The following is a 16,540-nucleotide window of genomic DNA, read 5'->3' on the forward strand; positions in this document are numbered from 1 at the left end:
TAGGCACTGTGCATGAGCCCTCCCGTAGAAGGGCTTGCAATTCATTCCAAACTACAGGCGGCCTGCTGCCTTGAGGGCCAGGTACGCGTCTGCCAGAGCCGGCGCCAAGTCTTCCGGTGTTCCGTCGACGACTGTGACGCCGTGTCGGCGGAGTTGGTCTGCTGTGCGGTGGCGTTCGTTCTGGGCCTGGGCGGCGGCTGCGGCCTCGTAGACGGCGTCCGTGTTTCCGCGGGCCGTTGCCATGCCGGCGATATGGGGATCCGACACTGATGCGAGCAGGACTGTGTGGCGTTGGGTGAGCTGGGAGAGGACGGGGAGCAGGCCTTCCTCGATCGGGGTCGCGTCCAGGGTGGTGAGCAGCACGATCAGGGAGTGGCGGGGGGCCGTACGGAGAGCTGTGGCTGTGAGGCCTCGGGCGTCCGTCTCGATCAGTTCCGGTTCGAGTGTGGCCATCGCGTTGACCAGGGACGGCAGGACGTCGCCGGCTGTGCGGCCTTGGACCAGGGCGCGTACGCGGCGGTCGTAGGCGAGGAGGTCGACACGGTCGCCGGCTCGGGAAGCGAGGGCGGCCAGGAGCAGAGCTGCGTCCATGGAGGCGTCGAGGCGCGGGGCATCGCCGACTCGTCCTGCTGACGTTCGGCCCGTGTCCAGGACGAGGAGGATGTGGCGGTCGCGTTCGGGGCGCCAGGTGCGTACCGCGACCGTGGACTGTCGGGCTGTAGCACGCCAGTCGATGGAGCGGGTGTCGTCGCCGGGGACGTACTCGCGCAGGCTGTCGAATTCTGTGCCTTCGCCGCGGGTGAGGACGCTGGTGCGGCCGTCGAGTTCGCGCAGGCGGGCCAGTTTGGAGGGCAGGTGCTTGCGGCTCGTGAACGGGGGGAGGACGCGTACCGTCCAGGGGACATTGTGGGTGCCCTGGCGGGAGAAGAGGCCAAGGGGGCCGTAGGAGCGGATCGTCACGCGGTCAGCCTGGCGGTCGCCTCTGCGGGTGGGGCGTAGACGAGTGGTGATGCGGCGGCGTTCGCCGGGCGGGATCGTCACGCGGTGGCGGGAGGCCGCCATTTCCGTGCCGGGCTCCCAGCTGCTGGGGGGCCAGGCGTCGCGGAGGTGGGCGCGGAGTGGGCGGCTGGACGGGTTGGTGATCATGAGGGTCACGTCGGCCGTTTCGACCAGGCGTGCGGAGGTGTCGCCGGAGCGGGTCAGGCGCAGTCGGCGTACCGGTGCGGCGAGTGCGAAGTCGCAGGCGCAGGCTGCCAGCAAGGGGGCGTTGACCGCGAGGATGCCTGTCCAGCTGGGGTCCCAGATGCCTACGGGGAGGGAGCCCAGGGCCGCCAGGAGGGCGGCGCGTCCGGTGAGTGCCATCAGCGGGGGACGGGGACGTGGGCGAGGATCGCGTTGATCACGGAGTCTGCGGTGACGCCTTCCATCTCGGCTTCCGGGCGGAGCTGTACGCGGTGGCGGAGGGTGGGCAGGGCCAGGGCCTTCACGTCGTCGGGGATGACGTAGTCGCGGCCGGTCAGCCAGGCCCAGGCGCGGGCGGTGGCGAGGAGCGCCGTGGCGCCGCGTGGGGAGACGCCCAGGGTCAGAGACGGAGACTCGCGGGTGGCTCGGCAGATGTCGACGACGTAGGCCGTGATCTCGGGGGAGATCGTCGTCTTGGCCACTGCCGCGCGAGCGGCTTCCAGGTCGGCGGGGCCTGCTACGGGGCGGACGCCGGCGGAGCGGAGGTCGCGCGGGTTGAAGCCCTCGGCGTGGCGGGTGAGGACGTCGATCTCGTCCTGGCGGGAGGGGAGCGGGATCGTGAGCTTGAGGAGGAAACGGTCCAGCTGGGCCTCGGGGAGGGGATAGGTGCCCTCGTACTCGACCGGGTTCTGGGTCGCCGCGACGAGGAAGGGGTCCGGGAGCGGGCGGGGCGTGCCGTCGACCGTGACCTGTCGTTCCTCCATGGCTTCCAGCAGGGACGACTGAGTCTTCGGCGGGGTGCGGTTGATCTCGTCCGCGAGGAGGAGGTTGGTGAAGACCGGGCCGGGCTGGAAGGAGAACTCGGCGGAGCGGGTGTCGTAGACGAGGGAGCCCGTCACGTCGCTCGGCATGAGGTCGGGGGTGAACTGGACGCGCTTGGTGTCGAGTTCGAGTGCGGATGCGAGGGCGCGCACGAGCAACGTTTTGGCGACCCCGGGGACTCCTTCTAGTAGGACGTGTCCGCGGCAGAGGAGGGCGACGACGAGGCCGGTCACGGCGGGGTCCTGGCCGACCACGGCTTTGGCGATCTCGGCGCGCAGGGCTTCCAGGGATGCGCGGGCGGTGCCCGGGTCCCCGGTGGTCCCGGCGTTGTCAGTGGTCGGGTCCATCATGGACGGCGTACCTCTCTTTCGAGGGCGTCGAGTTGGTCGGCGAGGGAGATGAGTGCCGCGTCGTCGCCGGGCGGCGGGCCGAAGAGGAGAGTCTGCAGGGCCTGTCCGTCTCCGTGGTTGTGGAGGTGAGCGGACAGGGCGGGGAGCAGGGCCTCGGGCGCGTGCGCCTGGGAGACGGGGACACCGACAAGGGGGGCGAGGCGCGTGCGGGTTGTGGAGCGAAGAGCGCCGGCCGCGCGGTCGCGGGCGTTCGCCTTGCGGTAGAGGCGGGCGCGGCCTTCGACGGTTTCGGAGGCGCGGATCGCCACGGGGAGTTTTTCGGGCACGAGGGGGCCCAGTCGGCGTGCCCGCCAGAGGGCGGCCAGCGCTGCGGCGATGAAGAGCTGGAGTGTGCCCCAGAGCCAGCCAGAGGGGAGCAGGTCGAAGAAGCTGCGTTCGTCGTCCTCGTCGGCGGCGGACATGTCGGAGAGCGAAGGGAGGTACCAGACCAAATGGGGGCGGGAGCCGAGGAGTTGGAGGGCGAGGGAGGCGTTGCCCTGCTCGTCGAGGCGTTCGTTGTAGAAGATGTCGGGCGAGCCGAGGACGACGGTGTCGCCGTTTTCGGTGGTCTCCGGGACGCGCAGGAGGGTGGCCAGGCGCTCGCTGGGGTAGCACTCGTCGGCGTTGAGGTGGGTCGTGGTGTAGCGGACGCCGCCGAGGTCGGCGGTGCCGGCGCGCTGGGCGGCGGGCAGGGCGCAGTCGGGGGCGAGCTCGGAGTCGAGGCTGGTGGCGGGGTCGGCGGTGACCCCGGGGACGAGGCGTTCGACGGACCAGCTGCCGGGGGCGACGAGGACGGTTCGACCGCCGGTGCCTGCGGTGGCCGAGCGCAGCTCGGACTGTTGACGGTGCGTCAACAGGTCGGGGTCGGCGACCAGGAGAGTGGTGTCCTCGGCGGACGCGGCGCGTGCCTCGTCCAGGGTGGCGACGACGCGCGTGTCCACGCCGCGGTCGGCGAGCAGCTCGGCGACGGCCCGGCTGCCCTTGGGGTCGGCGGAGCGTGGGTCGAGGGCGCCGTGCCGGGCGTCGGAGCGGATCGTGGCGATCACGACGGCCGCCGTCAGCAGGAGCACGACGGCGAGCGCGACACCTCGCGCGCGGGTCCACAGCTGGCGGGCGGTGGGCGAGGCCGAGGTGGAGGGGAGCGTGGCCTCGGTGGTCATTCGGCGGCTCCCTGGCGGGCGTTGTGCGCTGTGTTGGGGGCGCTGCTCGCGAGTTGGGGCTTGGTGTTCTCCAGGTCGCGGTCGAGTTCCGCGATGTGCTGGTACGCCTGCCGGGTCGCGGTCCGGCCACCGTATGTCACGTCGTCGAAGTCACCGGCGGCGGCGCGCAGTCGGTCCGTGTGGGTGGGGAGGGAGCGGCCCGCTTCGGCGGCGGCCTCGTCCGCGGTGCGGCCGGGGCGGACGTCGAGGAGTGCGCGTTCCTCCAGGGAGCGGACGATGGCGCGCATGCGCTCCTGGACTGCCTGGTTCCAGTGGGCCTGGGCGGCGTGTGCCTCGGCGGCGGCGCGGTGTTCGGCGGCGCTGCGGGGGCGGTCGTCGAACAGGGCGGCGGAGGAGGTGGGTTGGCGGCGTGGGGTGCCCAGGCGCCACCACAGGGCGCCGATCACCGCCACGACGACCAGGATGACGACGACCAGGCCGAGCGGTCCTCCGGGGGTCACGGTCGAGGCGCTGTTGAACAGGGCCTCGACCCAGTCCCAGAAGGCGTCCAGGGCGCGCTGGAACCAGCTGGGGTCGTTCTCGTGGTACATGCCCTTGGACAGCTCGCGCCGGGCCGCTTCCCGCGCGGGGTCGCGCGGGATCGTCAGGGGCGGCTCGTCGTCGGAGCGGGCGAGCAGCGACAGCACGGATGTGTCGGCAGAGCGCGACAGCGCTCGCACGGATGCGTCGCGGACGCCGAGCACGGGCTGTACCGATGCGTCGCCCGCGCCGAGCAGGGCGCGTGCGGCTGTGTCCGGCAGTGCTGACGCCGTTGTGAGAACTCCCCCCGTGAAGCCCACCCGTTCAGCTCCCCGGAGTGTGGGTGCCGTGGTCCTGGATGCCGGCCGCACGGGCCAGTTCGAGGTCGAGGGCCTCGTGGCGGATGCGCTGGTCGATGTAGAGCAGGACGGTGACGCCGGCCGTGATCGGGAAGGTGATCATGGAGCCGATCACCGAGCCGACGCCGCTGACGATGAGGAACGTCCAGCCGAGGTCGGTGGTGCCGTCCAGGATGTTGGCGCCCGCGTCGCCGCTGAGGGCGGCGGCGAGGAAGGTGAACGGGATGACGACGATCGCCGCGACGATGTTCGCGATGATCGTGGCCAGCAACTGGATGCCGAAGACCCGCCACCAGGAGCCGCGGACCAGCTTGGCGGAACGGCTCAGGGATTTGACGATGCCCTGCTTCTCCAGCATGAGCGCGGGGGAGGCGAGGGAGAAGCGGAACCACAGCCACAGCGCGACGACGAAGCCGCCGATGATGCCGAGGATGGTGAGTGCCACGCCCGCGCCGCTGGAGCCGGCGGCGGTCACGAGGATGCCGGGCAGGGCGCCCGCGAAGACCACGCCGAAGGTCATGAGCAGCAGCAGGAAGAGCAGGCCGAAGAGGCGCGGTACCTGAGGGCGGGCGTCGCTCCAGGCCTCGCGGGTGGTCACAGACTTGCCCAGCACCGCGCGGCTGGTGACCGTCGTCAGCAGGGCGGTTGCCACGATCGCGCCGATCATCGAGATCAGGAAGATCACGCTGGAGCTGAGCATGGCGTCGCCCATGGCGCGGGTCAGCTCGTCGAGGCTGGCGTTCGGGTCGTTGAGGGCGTCGGTGCTGGTGCGGTCGTTCAGGACGAAGCCCTGAAGGAGGATGACGAGGATCTCCGTCACGATGGCGACGGTCAGGGAGATGCCGAGGACCGTGCGCCAGTAGGTGCGCATGGTGGAGACCGCGCCGTCGAGGATCTCGCCGACGCCGAGCGGGCGCAGGGGGATCACGCCGGGCTTGGCCGCGGGCGGAGGTCCGCCCCAGCCGCCTCCCCAGCCGCCCTGTCCGCCGGGACCGTAGCCCGGGTGGCCGCCGCCGTATCCGCCAGGGCCGCCGGGGCCGGCGGGCGGGGCGCCCCAGCCCGGGCCGGGCGGTGGGGGTGGTGGGGCCTGGCCGGGCGCGGATGCGCCGGTCGGGGCGGACCACTGGCCGGGTGGCGGCTGCTCCTTGGACCACTTCGGGCCGGGGCCCTGTGGGTCCGCTCCCGGCTGCTGCGCGGGGTCGGGGCGGTCTGCGGGCTCGGCAGGACCGGTCGCGCCGGGTTCCTGGCCGTCGGACGGGGCGGATCCGGGCGAGGCCCAGCCCGGAGTGTCTTTCATCGTCGCTCCTTCACGGTGCCCGTCCGCGGTCGCGGCGGCAGGTTGGCAGCCATCGTGCCATGGGGTGGTCGGATGGGTACCGGCCGCGGTATGGGCTGCGCACCTTCAATTGTCCGCCGTCCAAGGGGCAGACTGACGGTATGGCTGATCAGCACGCGCAATCCGGCGAGGACAGCAGGCCGATCGAGATTCCGGCGATCCGATGGGACGAACCGCCAGAAGGCCCCGTACTGGTTCTTCTCGACCAGACGAGGCTGCCGGCCGAGGAGGTCGAGCTGGTCTGTACGGACGCGCCCGCGCTCGTGGAGGCGATCCGTTCGCTCGCCGTGCGCGGGGCGCCGCTGCTCGGGATCGCCGGGGCGTACGGCGTCGCGCTCGCCGCCGCGCGAGGGTTCGACGTGGACGCCGCCGCGGAGTCGCTGGCGGGTGCCCGGCCGACGGCGGTGAACCTCGCTGTCGGTGTGCGGCGGGCCCAGGACGCGTACCGGGCCGAGCTTGCCGGCAGTGGGGACATGGAGCAGGCGGCGGGCGCGGCGTTGGGTGCGGCGCGGGCGCTGCACAAGGAGGACGCCGAGGCAAGCGCTCGGATGGCCGAGCGCGGGCTGGCGGTGCTGGACGAGCTGCTCCCCGGTGGGGGGCATCGCATCCTCACGCACTGCAACTCCGGAGCGCTGGTGTCGGGCGGTGAGGGCACGGCGTTCGCGGTGGCGCTCGCGGCGCAGCGGGTCGGGCGGCTCAGGCGGCTGTGGGTGGACGAGACGCGGCCGCTGTTGCAAGGGGCGCGGCTGACGGCGTACGAGGCGGCGCGCAACGGGATGGCGTACACCCTGCTCACCGACAACGCGGCGGGTTCGCTGTTCGCTGCCGGTGAGGTGGACGCGGTGCTGATCGGGGCGGATCGGATCGCGGCCGACGGGTCGGTGGCGAACAAGGTGGGGAGTTATCCGCTCGCGGTGCTCGCGCGGTATCACCATGTGCCGTTCATCGTGGTGGCGCCGCTGACGACGGTGGATGTGGAGACGCCGGATGGGGCGTCCATCGAGGTCGAGCAGCGGCCCGGGTTCGAGGTGACCGAGTTCGCTGCGCCTCAGGCGCCGGTGGCCGGCGGGGAGCCGGGCGGTGGGATTCCGGTGGCGCCGCTGGGGACGCAGGCGTACAACCCGGCGTTCGATGTGACGCCGCCGGAGCTGGTGACGGCGATCGTCACGGAGGAGGGCGTCGTGTCCCCGGTGACGGCCGAGGCGCTGGCCGAGCTGTGCGCCCGGTCGCGGCAGGTGACGCAGTCGTTGTGAGATAGCGACTGGAACCAGTCGGGCGGGCAGAGTGGGACAGACTCCCACAAAGGTCACGCCCTGTAGTGAAAGCCAGGGCAGACAGTGGCGACCGCCTACGACTAAGGTCACTGGCCGGTGACCTATCTCACCACTGCCTTCGCCACTGTTATGAGAATGGGATGATGTCGTTTATGAAGGGACGAGTCCTTGTCGTCGACGACGACACCGCACTGGCCGAGATGCTCGGCATCGTGCTGCGTGGTGAAGGTTTTGAGCCGTCTTTCGTAGCCGACGGCGACAAGGCGCTGGCTGCATTCCGGGAGACCAAGCCTGATCTGGTGCTGCTGGATCTGATGCTGCCCGGGCGGGACGGCATCGAGGTGTGCCGCCTGATCAGGGCGGAGTCCGGAGTGCCGATCGTGATGCTCACGGCGAAGAGCGACACCGTCGATGTCGTCGTGGGTCTGGAGTCCGGCGCCGACGACTACATCGTGAAGCCGTTCAAGCCGAAGGAGCTCGTGGCCCGGATCCGGGCGCGGCTCAGGAGGTCCGAGGAGCCCGCGCCGGAGCAGCTCGCCATCGGTGACCTGGTCATCGACGTGGCCGGGCACTCCGTGAAGCGAGACGGGCAGTCCATCGCGCTGACGCCGCTGGAGTTCGACCTGCTGGTCGCGCTGGCGCGCAAGCCGTGGCAGGTGTTCACGCGTGAGGTGCTCCTCGAGCAGGTGTGGGGCTACCGGCACGCGGCCGACACCCGGCTGGTCAACGTGCATGTACAGCGGCTGCGCTCCAAGGTCGAGAGGGACCCGGAGCGGCCGGAGATCGTCGTGACCGTCCGTGGTGTCGGCTACAAGGCAGGGCCGAGCTGACATGTCCCGGGACAGTGCCGCTGCGGCCCCCGGTTCGACCGGGTCCCGACCGGAGCGGCCTGTCGGTCGGAAGCCGGCGGGCTCCCGCTGGGGACGGCTTCTCGAGGGCGGGCTGCTTCAGGGCGGAGTCCAGGGCAGCCCGGTCCTTCGGCTCGTGCTGCGCTGGATGCGCCGTCCGCTGCTGCCCGTGATGCGGCTGTGGCGGCGCAACATCCAGCTCAAGGTCGTCGTCACGACGCTGCTGATGTCGCTCGGCGTCGTGCTGCTGCTGGGCTTCGTGGTCATCGGGCAGGTGCGCAACGGCCTCCTGGACGCCAAGGTGAAGGCTTCACAGAGCCAGGCCGCGGGCGGGTTCGCGGCGGCCAAGAAGAGCTCCGACGAGGCCGCGGCCGGGACCGCCGAGGACGGTGCGGCGACGGGCGAGCGCTCCGAGCAGAACGTCATCCAGTGGATGAGCGACCTCGTCTCCTCGCTCTCCAGCGGCGGCCAGAGCGCCTTCGACGTGGTGACCCTGCCGGCCTCCGCGGGCGGCGACACCGGTGGACGCGGACCGCGGGCTTCTGGTGACGTCAACCCGACGGGCAGCGTGCCCGAGGATCTGCGTGAGCGGATCGACAGCAGTACGGGGGCGTTCCAGAGCTACACCCGCATCAACTACAACTCCACCGCCGACAAGGAGTCCCAGCCGGCGCTGGTCATCGGCAAGCAGGTCAACGACCCCAACGGCGACCCGTTCCAGCTGTACTACCTCTTCCCGCTCACGCAGGAGGAGAAGTCGCTGAGCCTGGTCAAGGGGACGCTGGCCACCGCAGGGCTCTTCGTCGTCGTACTGCTCGGGGCCATCGCCTGGCTCGTGGTGCGTCAGGTCGTCACGCCGGTTCGGATGGCGGCCGGGATCGCCGAGCGGCTGTCGGCCGGGCGGCTCCAGGAGCGGATGAAGGTCACCGGCGAGGACGACATCGCGCGGCTCGGCGAGGCCTTCAACAAGATGGCGCAGAACCTTCAGCTGAAGATCCAGCAGCTGGAGGACCTGTCGCGGATGCAGCGACGGTTCGTGTCCGACGTGTCGCACGAGCTGCGGACACCGCTGACGACCGTACGCATGGCCGCCGACGTCATTCACGAGGCGCGCGAGGACTTCGACCCGGTGACCGCGCGGTCGGCGGAGCTGCTGGCCGACCAGCTGGACCGGTTCGAGTCGCTGCTCGCCGATCTGCTGGAGATCAGCCGCTTCGACGCGGGCGCCGCGGCGCTGGAGGCGGAGCCGATCGACCTCAGGGAGGTCGTGCGGCGGGTTGTCAGCGGGGCTGAGCCGCTCGCCGAGCGCAAGGGCACCCACATACGCATCGTCGGTGACCAGCAGCCCATCGTCGCCGAGGCCGACGCCAGGCGCGTCGAGCGTGTGCTGCGCAACCTCGTCGTCAACGCCGTCGAGCACGGTGAGGGCAAGGACGTGGTGGTCAAGCTCGCGTCGGCGGGCGGGGCGGTCGCGGTCGCGGTGCGCGACTACGGCGTCGGCCTCAAGCCCGGCGAGGCGACGCGAGTCTTCAGCCGCTTCTGGCGGGCCGACCCGGCACGCGCGCGTACCACCGGCGGTACCGGTCTGGGGCTGTCCATCGCGCTGGAGGACGCACGGCTGCACGGCGGCTGGCTCCAGGCGTGGGGCGAGCCGGGAGGCGGTTCGCAGTTCCGGCTGACACTGCCGCGGACCGCGGACGAGCCGCTGCGGGGCTCGCCGATACCCCTGGAGCCCAAGGACTCGCGCCGCAATCGCGGACTTAATGACGCCGGCCTGCCGCGCGGCGGCGGGGAGAAGGCCGCCACGGTGCCGGCCCAGCACAACGGCGACCAGACGGCGGCGATGCCGTCGAGGGACCCGATAGCCCATCGCCTGGGAGCCTCCGCGGTCCCCAAGGCCGATCCGACGGCACTGCCCGGCAACGGCGCACGTGTGGTCCCCCGGCCGTCGTCGGGCGCACGGCGCCAGGACGACGAGCCCGAGACGCAAGAGCCGTCGAGCGAGGAAGCCGGGCATGCCGGCGAGTCGAGCAAGCATGGGGAGGCATCTCGTGGGCGCTGATCGCGAGGGGGGTGCCCGGCGCAGGCCGGGGCGCGCGGCGGCGTACGTCGCCTGTGGCGCCGTACTGCTGGCGGGGTGCGCCTCGATGCCCGACAGCGGTGATCTGCGGGGCGTGGAGTCCACGCCGCGGCAGGAGACGCAGGTGCGGGTCTTCGCGATGCAGCCGCACGAGGACGCCTCGTCGTCGGAGATCGTGTCGGGCTTCCTGGAGGCCCTGACCAGCGACGATCCGGACTACGAGATCGCGCGCAAGTACCTGACGAAGGAGGCGTCGGACAACTGGCGGCCCCTGCGGTCCACGACGGTGCTCGCCGACGCACCGGCCGCCGACGTGGATCGTGTGGGAGGCCGGGAGGAGACCGACAACCTCTCGTACCGGCTGACCGGCGCCAAGGTCGCCACGGTCGACTCGCAGCAGTCGTACGCGCCCGCCGGCGGCGGCTACAGCGAGACGATGCACCTCACACGGGACAAGAAGACCAAGCAGTGGCGCATCGACGTGCCACCGCGCGGTGTCGTCATGGGCAAGTCGGACTTCCAGCGCAACTACATGTCCGTCGACAAGTACTACTTCGCCACGAACACCACGCTGGGGACCTCGCCGCACACAGCGGCCGTCGCCGACCCGGTCTATGTGCGCCGCAATGTCGACCCCATGACGCAGACCGTGCGCTCCCTGCTGAAGGGGCCGACCAGCTGGCTCAATCCGGTGGTCAGGTCGAGCTTCCCGACCGGTACGGCGTTGAAGACGGCCGCCACCACGCTGACGAGCGACGACCGGAACCGGCTGACCGTGCCGCTGAACGACAAGGCGGCACGCGTCGGGCCGACCAAGTGCAACGAGATGGCGGCCCAGTTGCTGTTCACCCTCCAGAACATCACGCCCACCGTGGACGAGGTCGCGCTGCGGGCGGGCGGCCGCCAGCTGTGCGTGCTGTCCGAGGAGGATGCGGAGGGCGTCGCCACGCGCGGGTCGGTGGAGCGAGCCGACTACCTGTACTTCCTCGACGACAAGCACCGGCTGGTACGGCTGGCCGCGGCGGGCAACGACACGGACTCCGGCCTCGTGCCGGGTGCGCTGGGCGAGGGCGACGCGCAGCTGAGGTCGGTGGGTGTGTCGCGCGACGAGGACATGGCGGCCGGCGTCGGACTCGACGGCAAGAACCTCTACGTCGGGGCACTGGTGTCCGGCGGTCCGCTCGGCGACCCCGAGCTGACCAGTGCGGGCAAGACGGTGGACGAGCGGCTCTCGGCGCCCAGCTGGGACGCCCAGGGCGATCTGTGGATCGCCGACCGCGATCCCGACAACTCCCGGCTGCTCCTGCTGAAGGAGGGCGTCGGCGACCCGGTGGCCGTCAACATGCCGACGGGCCTCGAGGGACGTATCGAGTCCGTACGGGTGGCCGCCGACGGCGTCCGGATCGCGCTCGTGGTGAAGCAGGGCGAGAAGTCGTCGCTGCTGATCGGGCGGATCGAGCGGAGCGAGGACGGCAAGGCGGACGACGGCACCGCCGTCTCGGTGCGCGAACTGCGTTCCGCCACTCCCGCGTTGGAGGAGGTCTCGGCCATGTCGTGGGCCGGTGACAGTCGGCTCGTCGTGGTCGGGCGGGAGAAGGGCGGTGTGCAGACCATTGGGTACGTGCAGGTTGACGGTTCCACTCCGGAGGGGCCGGCGCCCGCGGCGCTCAGCGGGGTGAAGGAGATCACCGCGTCCGAGGACGCGGGGCTGCCGCTGGTCGGTTACTCGGAGGACGGGATCGTACGGCTGCCGTCCGGGGCGCAGTGGAAGCAGGTCGTGACGGACGGGACGGCGCCGGTCTATCCGGGGTGAGGTCCGGGGGCGGGCCGTCCGGCATGAGGTCTGGAGCCGGTCTCGCTGGGGAGGGTCTCGCCGGGGCCGGTCTTTCCGGGTGAGGTTTCGTCCGGGCCGGCTGTCGGGTGAGACGGCGGCGAGCGTGCCGACGGCGTGTGTGGCGGCGACGAGCGTGCCGACGGCGTGTGCGGCGGCGACGAGCGTACCGACGGCGTGTGTGGCGGCCGCTTTCGGCCGGAGGGGACTCCGGCCGAAAGCGGCTGTTTTTCTTGTCCGGCGTATTCGGTGGCATTCGGTGCCAGCCCGTGGCATTCGGCGGTGCGGAAATCCTGGGTGGCTCCGGTCCGGGGCGGGAATGGGCGCTCACGCAAGGGCCGGGAGTTTTCCACAGGGAGTTATCCACAGGGGTGGCCGGTCGGCGCGGGCGTTGGCACAGTGGTGGGCATGCGGGGGTGGTGGCAGGACCTCACCGATCTGGTGCTGCCGGCCGAGTGCGGAGGCTGTGGGAGGCCTCGCACGGTGCTCTGCCCGGAGTGCCGTGCCGTCCTGAGCGGGACCGCACCGAGCCGGGTGCGACCGGTGCCGGAGCCGTCCGGGCTGCCGGTCGTGCACGCGGCGGCGAGGTACGAGGACGAGGCGAGGGCCGTGCTGCTGGCCCACAAGGAACGCGGCGCGCTGGCACTGGCCGCGCCGCTCGGGACGGCGCTGGCCGGGGCTGTGCGGGCGGGGCTGCTGGAGGCCTGCGCGGATGGCGCTGGCAGGAGCGGGCGGGCCGTGCGGTCCCCGGGCGGACGGGCGGGTGTCTTTGAGGCGGGGGGTTCGACCGTGAGTGTTGGTGCGCCGGTGCTGCTCGTGCCTGTGCCGTCGGCACGGAGTGCCGTGCGGGCACGAGGGCATGATCCGGCCCGGCGGATCGCGCTCGCGGCGGCGAGTGAGCTGCGGCGGGCCGGGACGCCGGCCCGTGTGCTCGCCGTGCTGCGGCAAAGGCGTGCGGTGGCCGACCAGTCGGGGCTCAACTCCCGGCAGCGGCTGGACAATCTCGCGGGCGCGCTGACGCTGGCTCCCGGGGGAGGGCGGCTGCTCGCGGGCTGTGGTCCGGTCGTGCTCGTCGACGACCTGATGACGACGGGTGCGTCCCTGACGGAAGCGGCGCGGGCCCTGCGGGCGGCCATGGCCACGGGGGCCGTGGCGGCGGGTTCTCGCGCACTGGAACGGTTGGAGCGGGCCGGTGCGGAGGGGGAGCCGGTCGGTGCGGGGGCGGCGGGCGGGCCCGGCCTGGAAGGACGGAGCGTGTACGGCGGAACGGTGAGCGAGGTGGACGCGTATAGATGGGGGACCGTGGAGCCCGCGGGGTGTGGAGACGGGGCAACCCCTGTGTATCGAGCGAGAAGTCGGGAAAGCACAGGGGAACGGAAGGCCGGATCGACGGAGGGCGCTGTGCGGCGGACGCGTGAGGTGCCGGGAATCATGGGTACCGGACGGCCTGATGACCTGATCCGCGCGGCCGTGGTAGCTGCGCCTCCGGATTCTTTCGAAATAAACCGGAACTGAGTGAGAACTTGCATCGTTGCAGGTAACGAGAGGGTCAATTCACCTGAACGGAGGTACGCCGCAGTAGAGGGTGACGACATCCGTCCGGGCGAGATATGTTCGGTTGTGAGGGAAAGGCGCAGGCCATCCCCGCCATATCCGAATGCCGTGCCGCGGGTTTTGCGCAATCAGCCGCGGCCATGGGGTGGAGATCTTGCCCATGGGGGAGGAGGAGGTGGAAGTCACCGAGTCCGAGGCTTCGGGGTTCCCCGGGGCCTGGTGCAAAAGGGAGATGCTCCGCCGATGGAGCGGGGCGATCCGGGAACGGAGTTCTGCGTGGACATCGTCGTCAAAGGCCGCAAGACCGAGGTGCCCGAGCGGTTCCGCAAGCACGTGGCCGAGAAGTTGAAGCTGGAGAAGATCCAGAGGCTCGATGCCAAGGTGATCAGCCTCGACGTCGAGGTGTCCAAGGAGCCCAACCCGCGACAGGCCGACCGCAGCGATCGAGTGGAGATCACGCTCCGCTCCCGCGGTCCGGTGATCCGGGCGGAGGCAGCGGCCAGCGACCCGTACGCGGCACTCGATCTGGCTGCGGAGAAGTTGGATGCGCGGCTGCGCAAGCAGCACGACAAGCGTTTCTCGCGCCGAGGGTCACGCCGGCTCACGGCGGCTGAGGTTCCCGACCACGTTCCGGGCGCGGCGACGCTCAACGGCAACGGCCACACCTTCCAGGAAGAAGAGCCGGACGGAGTTCCCACCAAGAAGATCGGCTCGCTCGAGGTGAAGGGCGAAGGGCCCCTCGTCGTACGCGAGAAGACGCACGTCGCCTCCCCGATGACCCTCGACCAGGCTCTCTACGAGATGGAGCTGGTCGGGCACGACTTCTACCTCTTCGTCGACTCCGAGACGAAGGAACCGAGTGTCGTCTACCGGCGGCACGCCTATGACTACGGGGTCATCCACCTCAACACGGATCCGATGGTCACCCAGGCGCAATCTCCCGCGGCTGGTGGCACGCTGGGCGGCTGACCACCCGGCTGACAGCTGAGCCGGTGCCCCTGGAGCGCGCGTGCGCCCCCAGGGGCACCGGTGTGCGACCACTTCGCGCCCCGCTCGTCACCGGAGTGTCGGTCGGGCATGAAATCATGGCCGCACCGGCCCAACCGGTGGGCCGCTGCCTTGGGTTGGCGATGGCATATGACCAGTCGCAGCCTTCAGGGGGAGGAACGATGGCGGACAGCTTCGGACCGATGCGGGACGAGGATGCCGACGGTGATGTCGTCGGCGTGGGCCCTGACGCGGGCTCTCCACGCAAGGAGCCGATCAGAGTCCTCGTCGTGGACGACCATGCCCTGTTCCGCCGTGGACTGGAGATCGTGCTCGCGGCCGAGGAGGACATCCAGGTGGTGGGGGAGGCGGGAGACGGCGCGGAGGCGGTCGACAAGGCCGCCGACCTGCTGCCGGACATCGTCCTGATGGACGTGCGGATGCCCAAGCGGGGCGGGATCGAGGCCTGCACCTCCATCAAGGAGGTGGCCCCCAGCGCGAAGATCATCATGCTGACGATCAGCGACGAGGAAGCCGACCTCTACGACGCGATCAAGGCGGGCGCGACCGGCTATCTCCTCAAGGAGATCTCCACGGACGAGGTCGCCACGGCCATCCGCGCGGTGGCGGACGGGCAGTCGCAGATCAGTCCGTCGATGGCGTCGAAACTGCTCACCGAGTTCAAGTCGATGATCCAGCGGACGGACGAGCGCCGGCTCGTGCCGGCGCCGCGGCTGACCGACCGCGAGCTGGAGGTCCTCAAGCTCGTCGCGACGGGGATGAACAACCGTGACATCGCCAAGGAGTTGTTCATCTCCGAGAACACCGTGAAGAACCACGTGCGCAACATCCTGGAGAAGCTCCAGCTGCACTCCAGGATGGAGGCCGTGGTCTACGCGATGCGGGAGAAGATCCTCGAGATCCGCTGAGCCCGGACCCTGGGGATCACCCCGTCAGGCGGGCGAGTTCTCTGGCGAGCGGCTCGCGCAGCTCCGGGGCGTCGACCCGTTCCACTCTTACGTCCGTGCAGTCCACCCAGCTCGCCGCCTCGACCAGTGCCTGCGCCACCGCCGGTACCGCCTTCGGGCCGTCCAGAGTGGCCTGCCGGGCGACCAGGGTGCGGCCCTCGCGGGCCGGGTCCACGCGGCCGACGAGCCGGCCGCCGGCGAGAACCGGCATCGCGAAGTAGCCGTAGATGCGCTTCTGCTTCGGCACGTATGCCTCCAGGCGGTGCGTGAAGCCGAAGATGCGCTCCGTGCGCGCCCGTTCCCAGATCAGGGAGTCGAACGGGGACAGCAGCGTCGTACGGTGGCGGCCGCGCGGAGGTGTCTCCAGGGCCGCCGGGTCGGCCCAGGCCGGCTTGCCCCAGCCCTCGACCGCGACCGGGACCAGACCCGAGTCGGCGATCACCGCGTCGACCTGCTCGCCCTTGAGGCGGTGATAGTCGGCGATGTCCGCGCGTGTGCCGACGCCGAGAGACTGGCCTGCCAGGCGGACGAGACGGCGCAGGCACTCGGTGTCGTCCAGATCGTCGTGCAGCAGTGCCTGCGGGACGGCGCGCTCGGCGAGGTCGTAGACACGCTTCCAGCCGCGGCGCTCGACGCAGACCACCTCGCCGTACATCAGGGCGCGCTCGACGGCGACCTTCGCACCCGACCAGTCCCACCACTCGCTCGTGCGCTTCGCGCCGCCCAGCTCGGTCGCCGTGAGGGGGCCCTCGGCGCGGAGCTGCTTGATCACCTGGTCGTAGGCGCCGTCGGGGAGGTCGTGGCTCCAGTGCGGCCGGTTGCGGTAGGCGCGGCGGCGGAACGCGAAGTGGGGCCATTCCTCGACGGGGAGGATGCAGGCCGCGTGGGACCAGTACTCGAAGGCGTGCGTCTCCGTCCAATACGCCTTCTCGACCGTCTTGCGGCCCACCGCGCCCAGCCGGGCGTACGGGATGAGCTCGTGGGAGCGGGCCAGGACCGAGATGGTGTCGAGTTGCACCGCGCCGAGGTGACGGAGGATGCCGCGGACGCCCGACCTGCGGTCGAGAGCACCGAGGAAGCCCTGTGCGCGCAGTGCGATGCGGCGGGCCTCGTCGGCCGTGAGGTCGGTCGTGGGGTGCAGGGTGGTCATGGTCCGCACCCTAGAGCTTGGCACTGACAATGCGGCGTGAGCTGGGGATTCGCCCTCGGGGGCCGGTGCGGCGGCAGGCGG

The 16,540-nt window shown here is 71.0% G+C and carries 13 protein-coding genes; 7 read left to right on the forward strand and 6 right to left on the reverse strand.

All coding sequences use genetic code 11. From position 1 onward, the window contains the following. Positions 1–51: 51 nt before the first annotated feature. The 5 genes from AC3ETA_RS36780 to AC3ETA_RS36800 are packed head-to-tail and all read right to left on the reverse strand — an operon-like array spanning position 52 to position 5,728. The gene (locus AC3ETA_RS36780) at positions 52–1,362 is read right to left on the reverse strand and encodes a DUF58 domain-containing protein (RefSeq protein ID WP_432197234.1); all 1,311 of its coding nucleotides are present in this window, start codon (positions 1,360–1,362) and stop codon (positions 52–54) included. Further along, a complete protein-coding gene (locus AC3ETA_RS36785) occupies positions 1,362–2,351 on the reverse strand; it encodes an AAA family ATPase (RefSeq protein ID WP_176576881.1) in 990 nt (329 codons plus the stop codon). The genes AC3ETA_RS36780 and AC3ETA_RS36785 overlap by 1 nt, the downstream gene beginning before the upstream one ends. Then, on the reverse strand, positions 2,351–3,553 hold the full coding sequence (locus AC3ETA_RS36790; RefSeq protein WP_432197235.1) for a DUF4350 domain-containing protein: 1,203 nt from the start codon (positions 3,551–3,553) through the stop codon (positions 2,351–2,353). Before AC3ETA_RS36790 ends, AC3ETA_RS36785 begins: the two co-directional genes overlap by 1 nt. Next, the gene (locus AC3ETA_RS36795; RefSeq protein WP_432197236.1) at positions 3,550–4,392 is read right to left on the reverse strand and encodes a DUF4129 domain-containing protein; all 843 of its coding nucleotides are present in this window, start codon (positions 4,390–4,392) and stop codon (positions 3,550–3,552) included. Before AC3ETA_RS36795 ends, AC3ETA_RS36790 begins: the two co-directional genes overlap by 4 nt. Before the next feature lie 4 nt (positions 4,393–4,396). Beyond that, complete coding sequence (locus AC3ETA_RS36800; protein ID WP_432197237.1) at positions 4,397–5,728, reverse strand: DUF7847 domain-containing protein; 1,332 nt, start codon at positions 5,726–5,728, stop codon at positions 4,397–4,399. 140 nt (positions 5,729–5,868) lie between these two features. Between AC3ETA_RS36800 and mtnA the strand changes: the two genes are divergently transcribed. The 7 genes from mtnA to AC3ETA_RS36835 all read left to right on the forward strand — a co-directional run bounded on the left by mtnA (position 5,869) and on the right by AC3ETA_RS36835 (position 15,270). Further along, entirely contained in the window at positions 5,869–7,020 is a 1,152-nt protein-coding gene (gene mtnA / locus AC3ETA_RS36805; RefSeq protein ID WP_432197238.1) for an S-methyl-5-thioribose-1-phosphate isomerase, read from the forward strand. A 161-nt stretch (positions 7,021–7,181) separates the two neighbouring features. After that, positions 7,182–7,871 carry a two-component system response regulator MtrA gene (gene mtrA, locus AC3ETA_RS36810; protein ID WP_269659766.1) on the forward strand — a complete coding sequence of 230 codons (690 nt, stop codon included), beginning with the start codon at positions 7,182–7,184 and terminating at the stop codon, positions 7,869–7,871. 1 nt (position 7,872) lies between these two features. Further along, a complete protein-coding gene (mtrB, locus tag AC3ETA_RS36815; protein ID WP_432197239.1) occupies positions 7,873–9,951 on the forward strand; it encodes an MtrAB system histidine kinase MtrB in 2,079 nt (692 codons plus the stop codon). Beyond that, positions 9,941–11,782 (forward strand): LpqB family beta-propeller domain-containing protein, encoded by a 1,842-nt coding sequence (locus AC3ETA_RS36820; protein ID WP_432197240.1) that lies wholly within the window; start codon positions 9,941–9,943, stop codon positions 11,780–11,782. The genes mtrB and AC3ETA_RS36820 overlap by 11 nt, the downstream gene beginning before the upstream one ends. A 426-nt stretch (positions 11,783–12,208) precedes the next feature. Continuing rightward, positions 12,209–13,315 carry a ComF family protein gene (locus tag AC3ETA_RS36825; protein ID WP_432197241.1) on the forward strand — a complete coding sequence of 369 codons (1,107 nt, stop codon included), beginning with the start codon at positions 12,209–12,211 and terminating at the stop codon, positions 13,313–13,315. A 315-nt stretch (positions 13,316–13,630) separates the two neighbouring features. Then, positions 13,631–14,323: a ribosome hibernation-promoting factor, HPF/YfiA family gene (gene hpf, locus AC3ETA_RS36830; protein WP_371127647.1), complete on the forward strand. Its 693-nt coding sequence runs from the start codon at positions 13,631–13,633 to the stop codon at positions 14,321–14,323. Positions 14,324–14,523: 200 nt separating this feature from the next. Then, on the forward strand, positions 14,524–15,270 hold the full coding sequence (locus tag AC3ETA_RS36835; RefSeq protein ID WP_128428884.1) for a response regulator: 747 nt from the start codon (positions 14,524–14,526) through the stop codon (positions 15,268–15,270). Between the two features lie 16 nt (positions 15,271–15,286). Here AC3ETA_RS36835 and AC3ETA_RS36840 read toward each other — a convergent pair whose 3' ends face one another. Beyond that, the gene (locus AC3ETA_RS36840; RefSeq protein WP_432197242.1) at positions 15,287–16,459 is read right to left on the reverse strand and encodes a winged helix-turn-helix domain-containing protein; all 1,173 of its coding nucleotides are present in this window, start codon (positions 16,457–16,459) and stop codon (positions 15,287–15,289) included. Positions 16,460–16,540 lie beyond the last annotated feature (81 nt).

The organism is Streptomyces sp. bgisy027 (assembly GCF_057710365.1).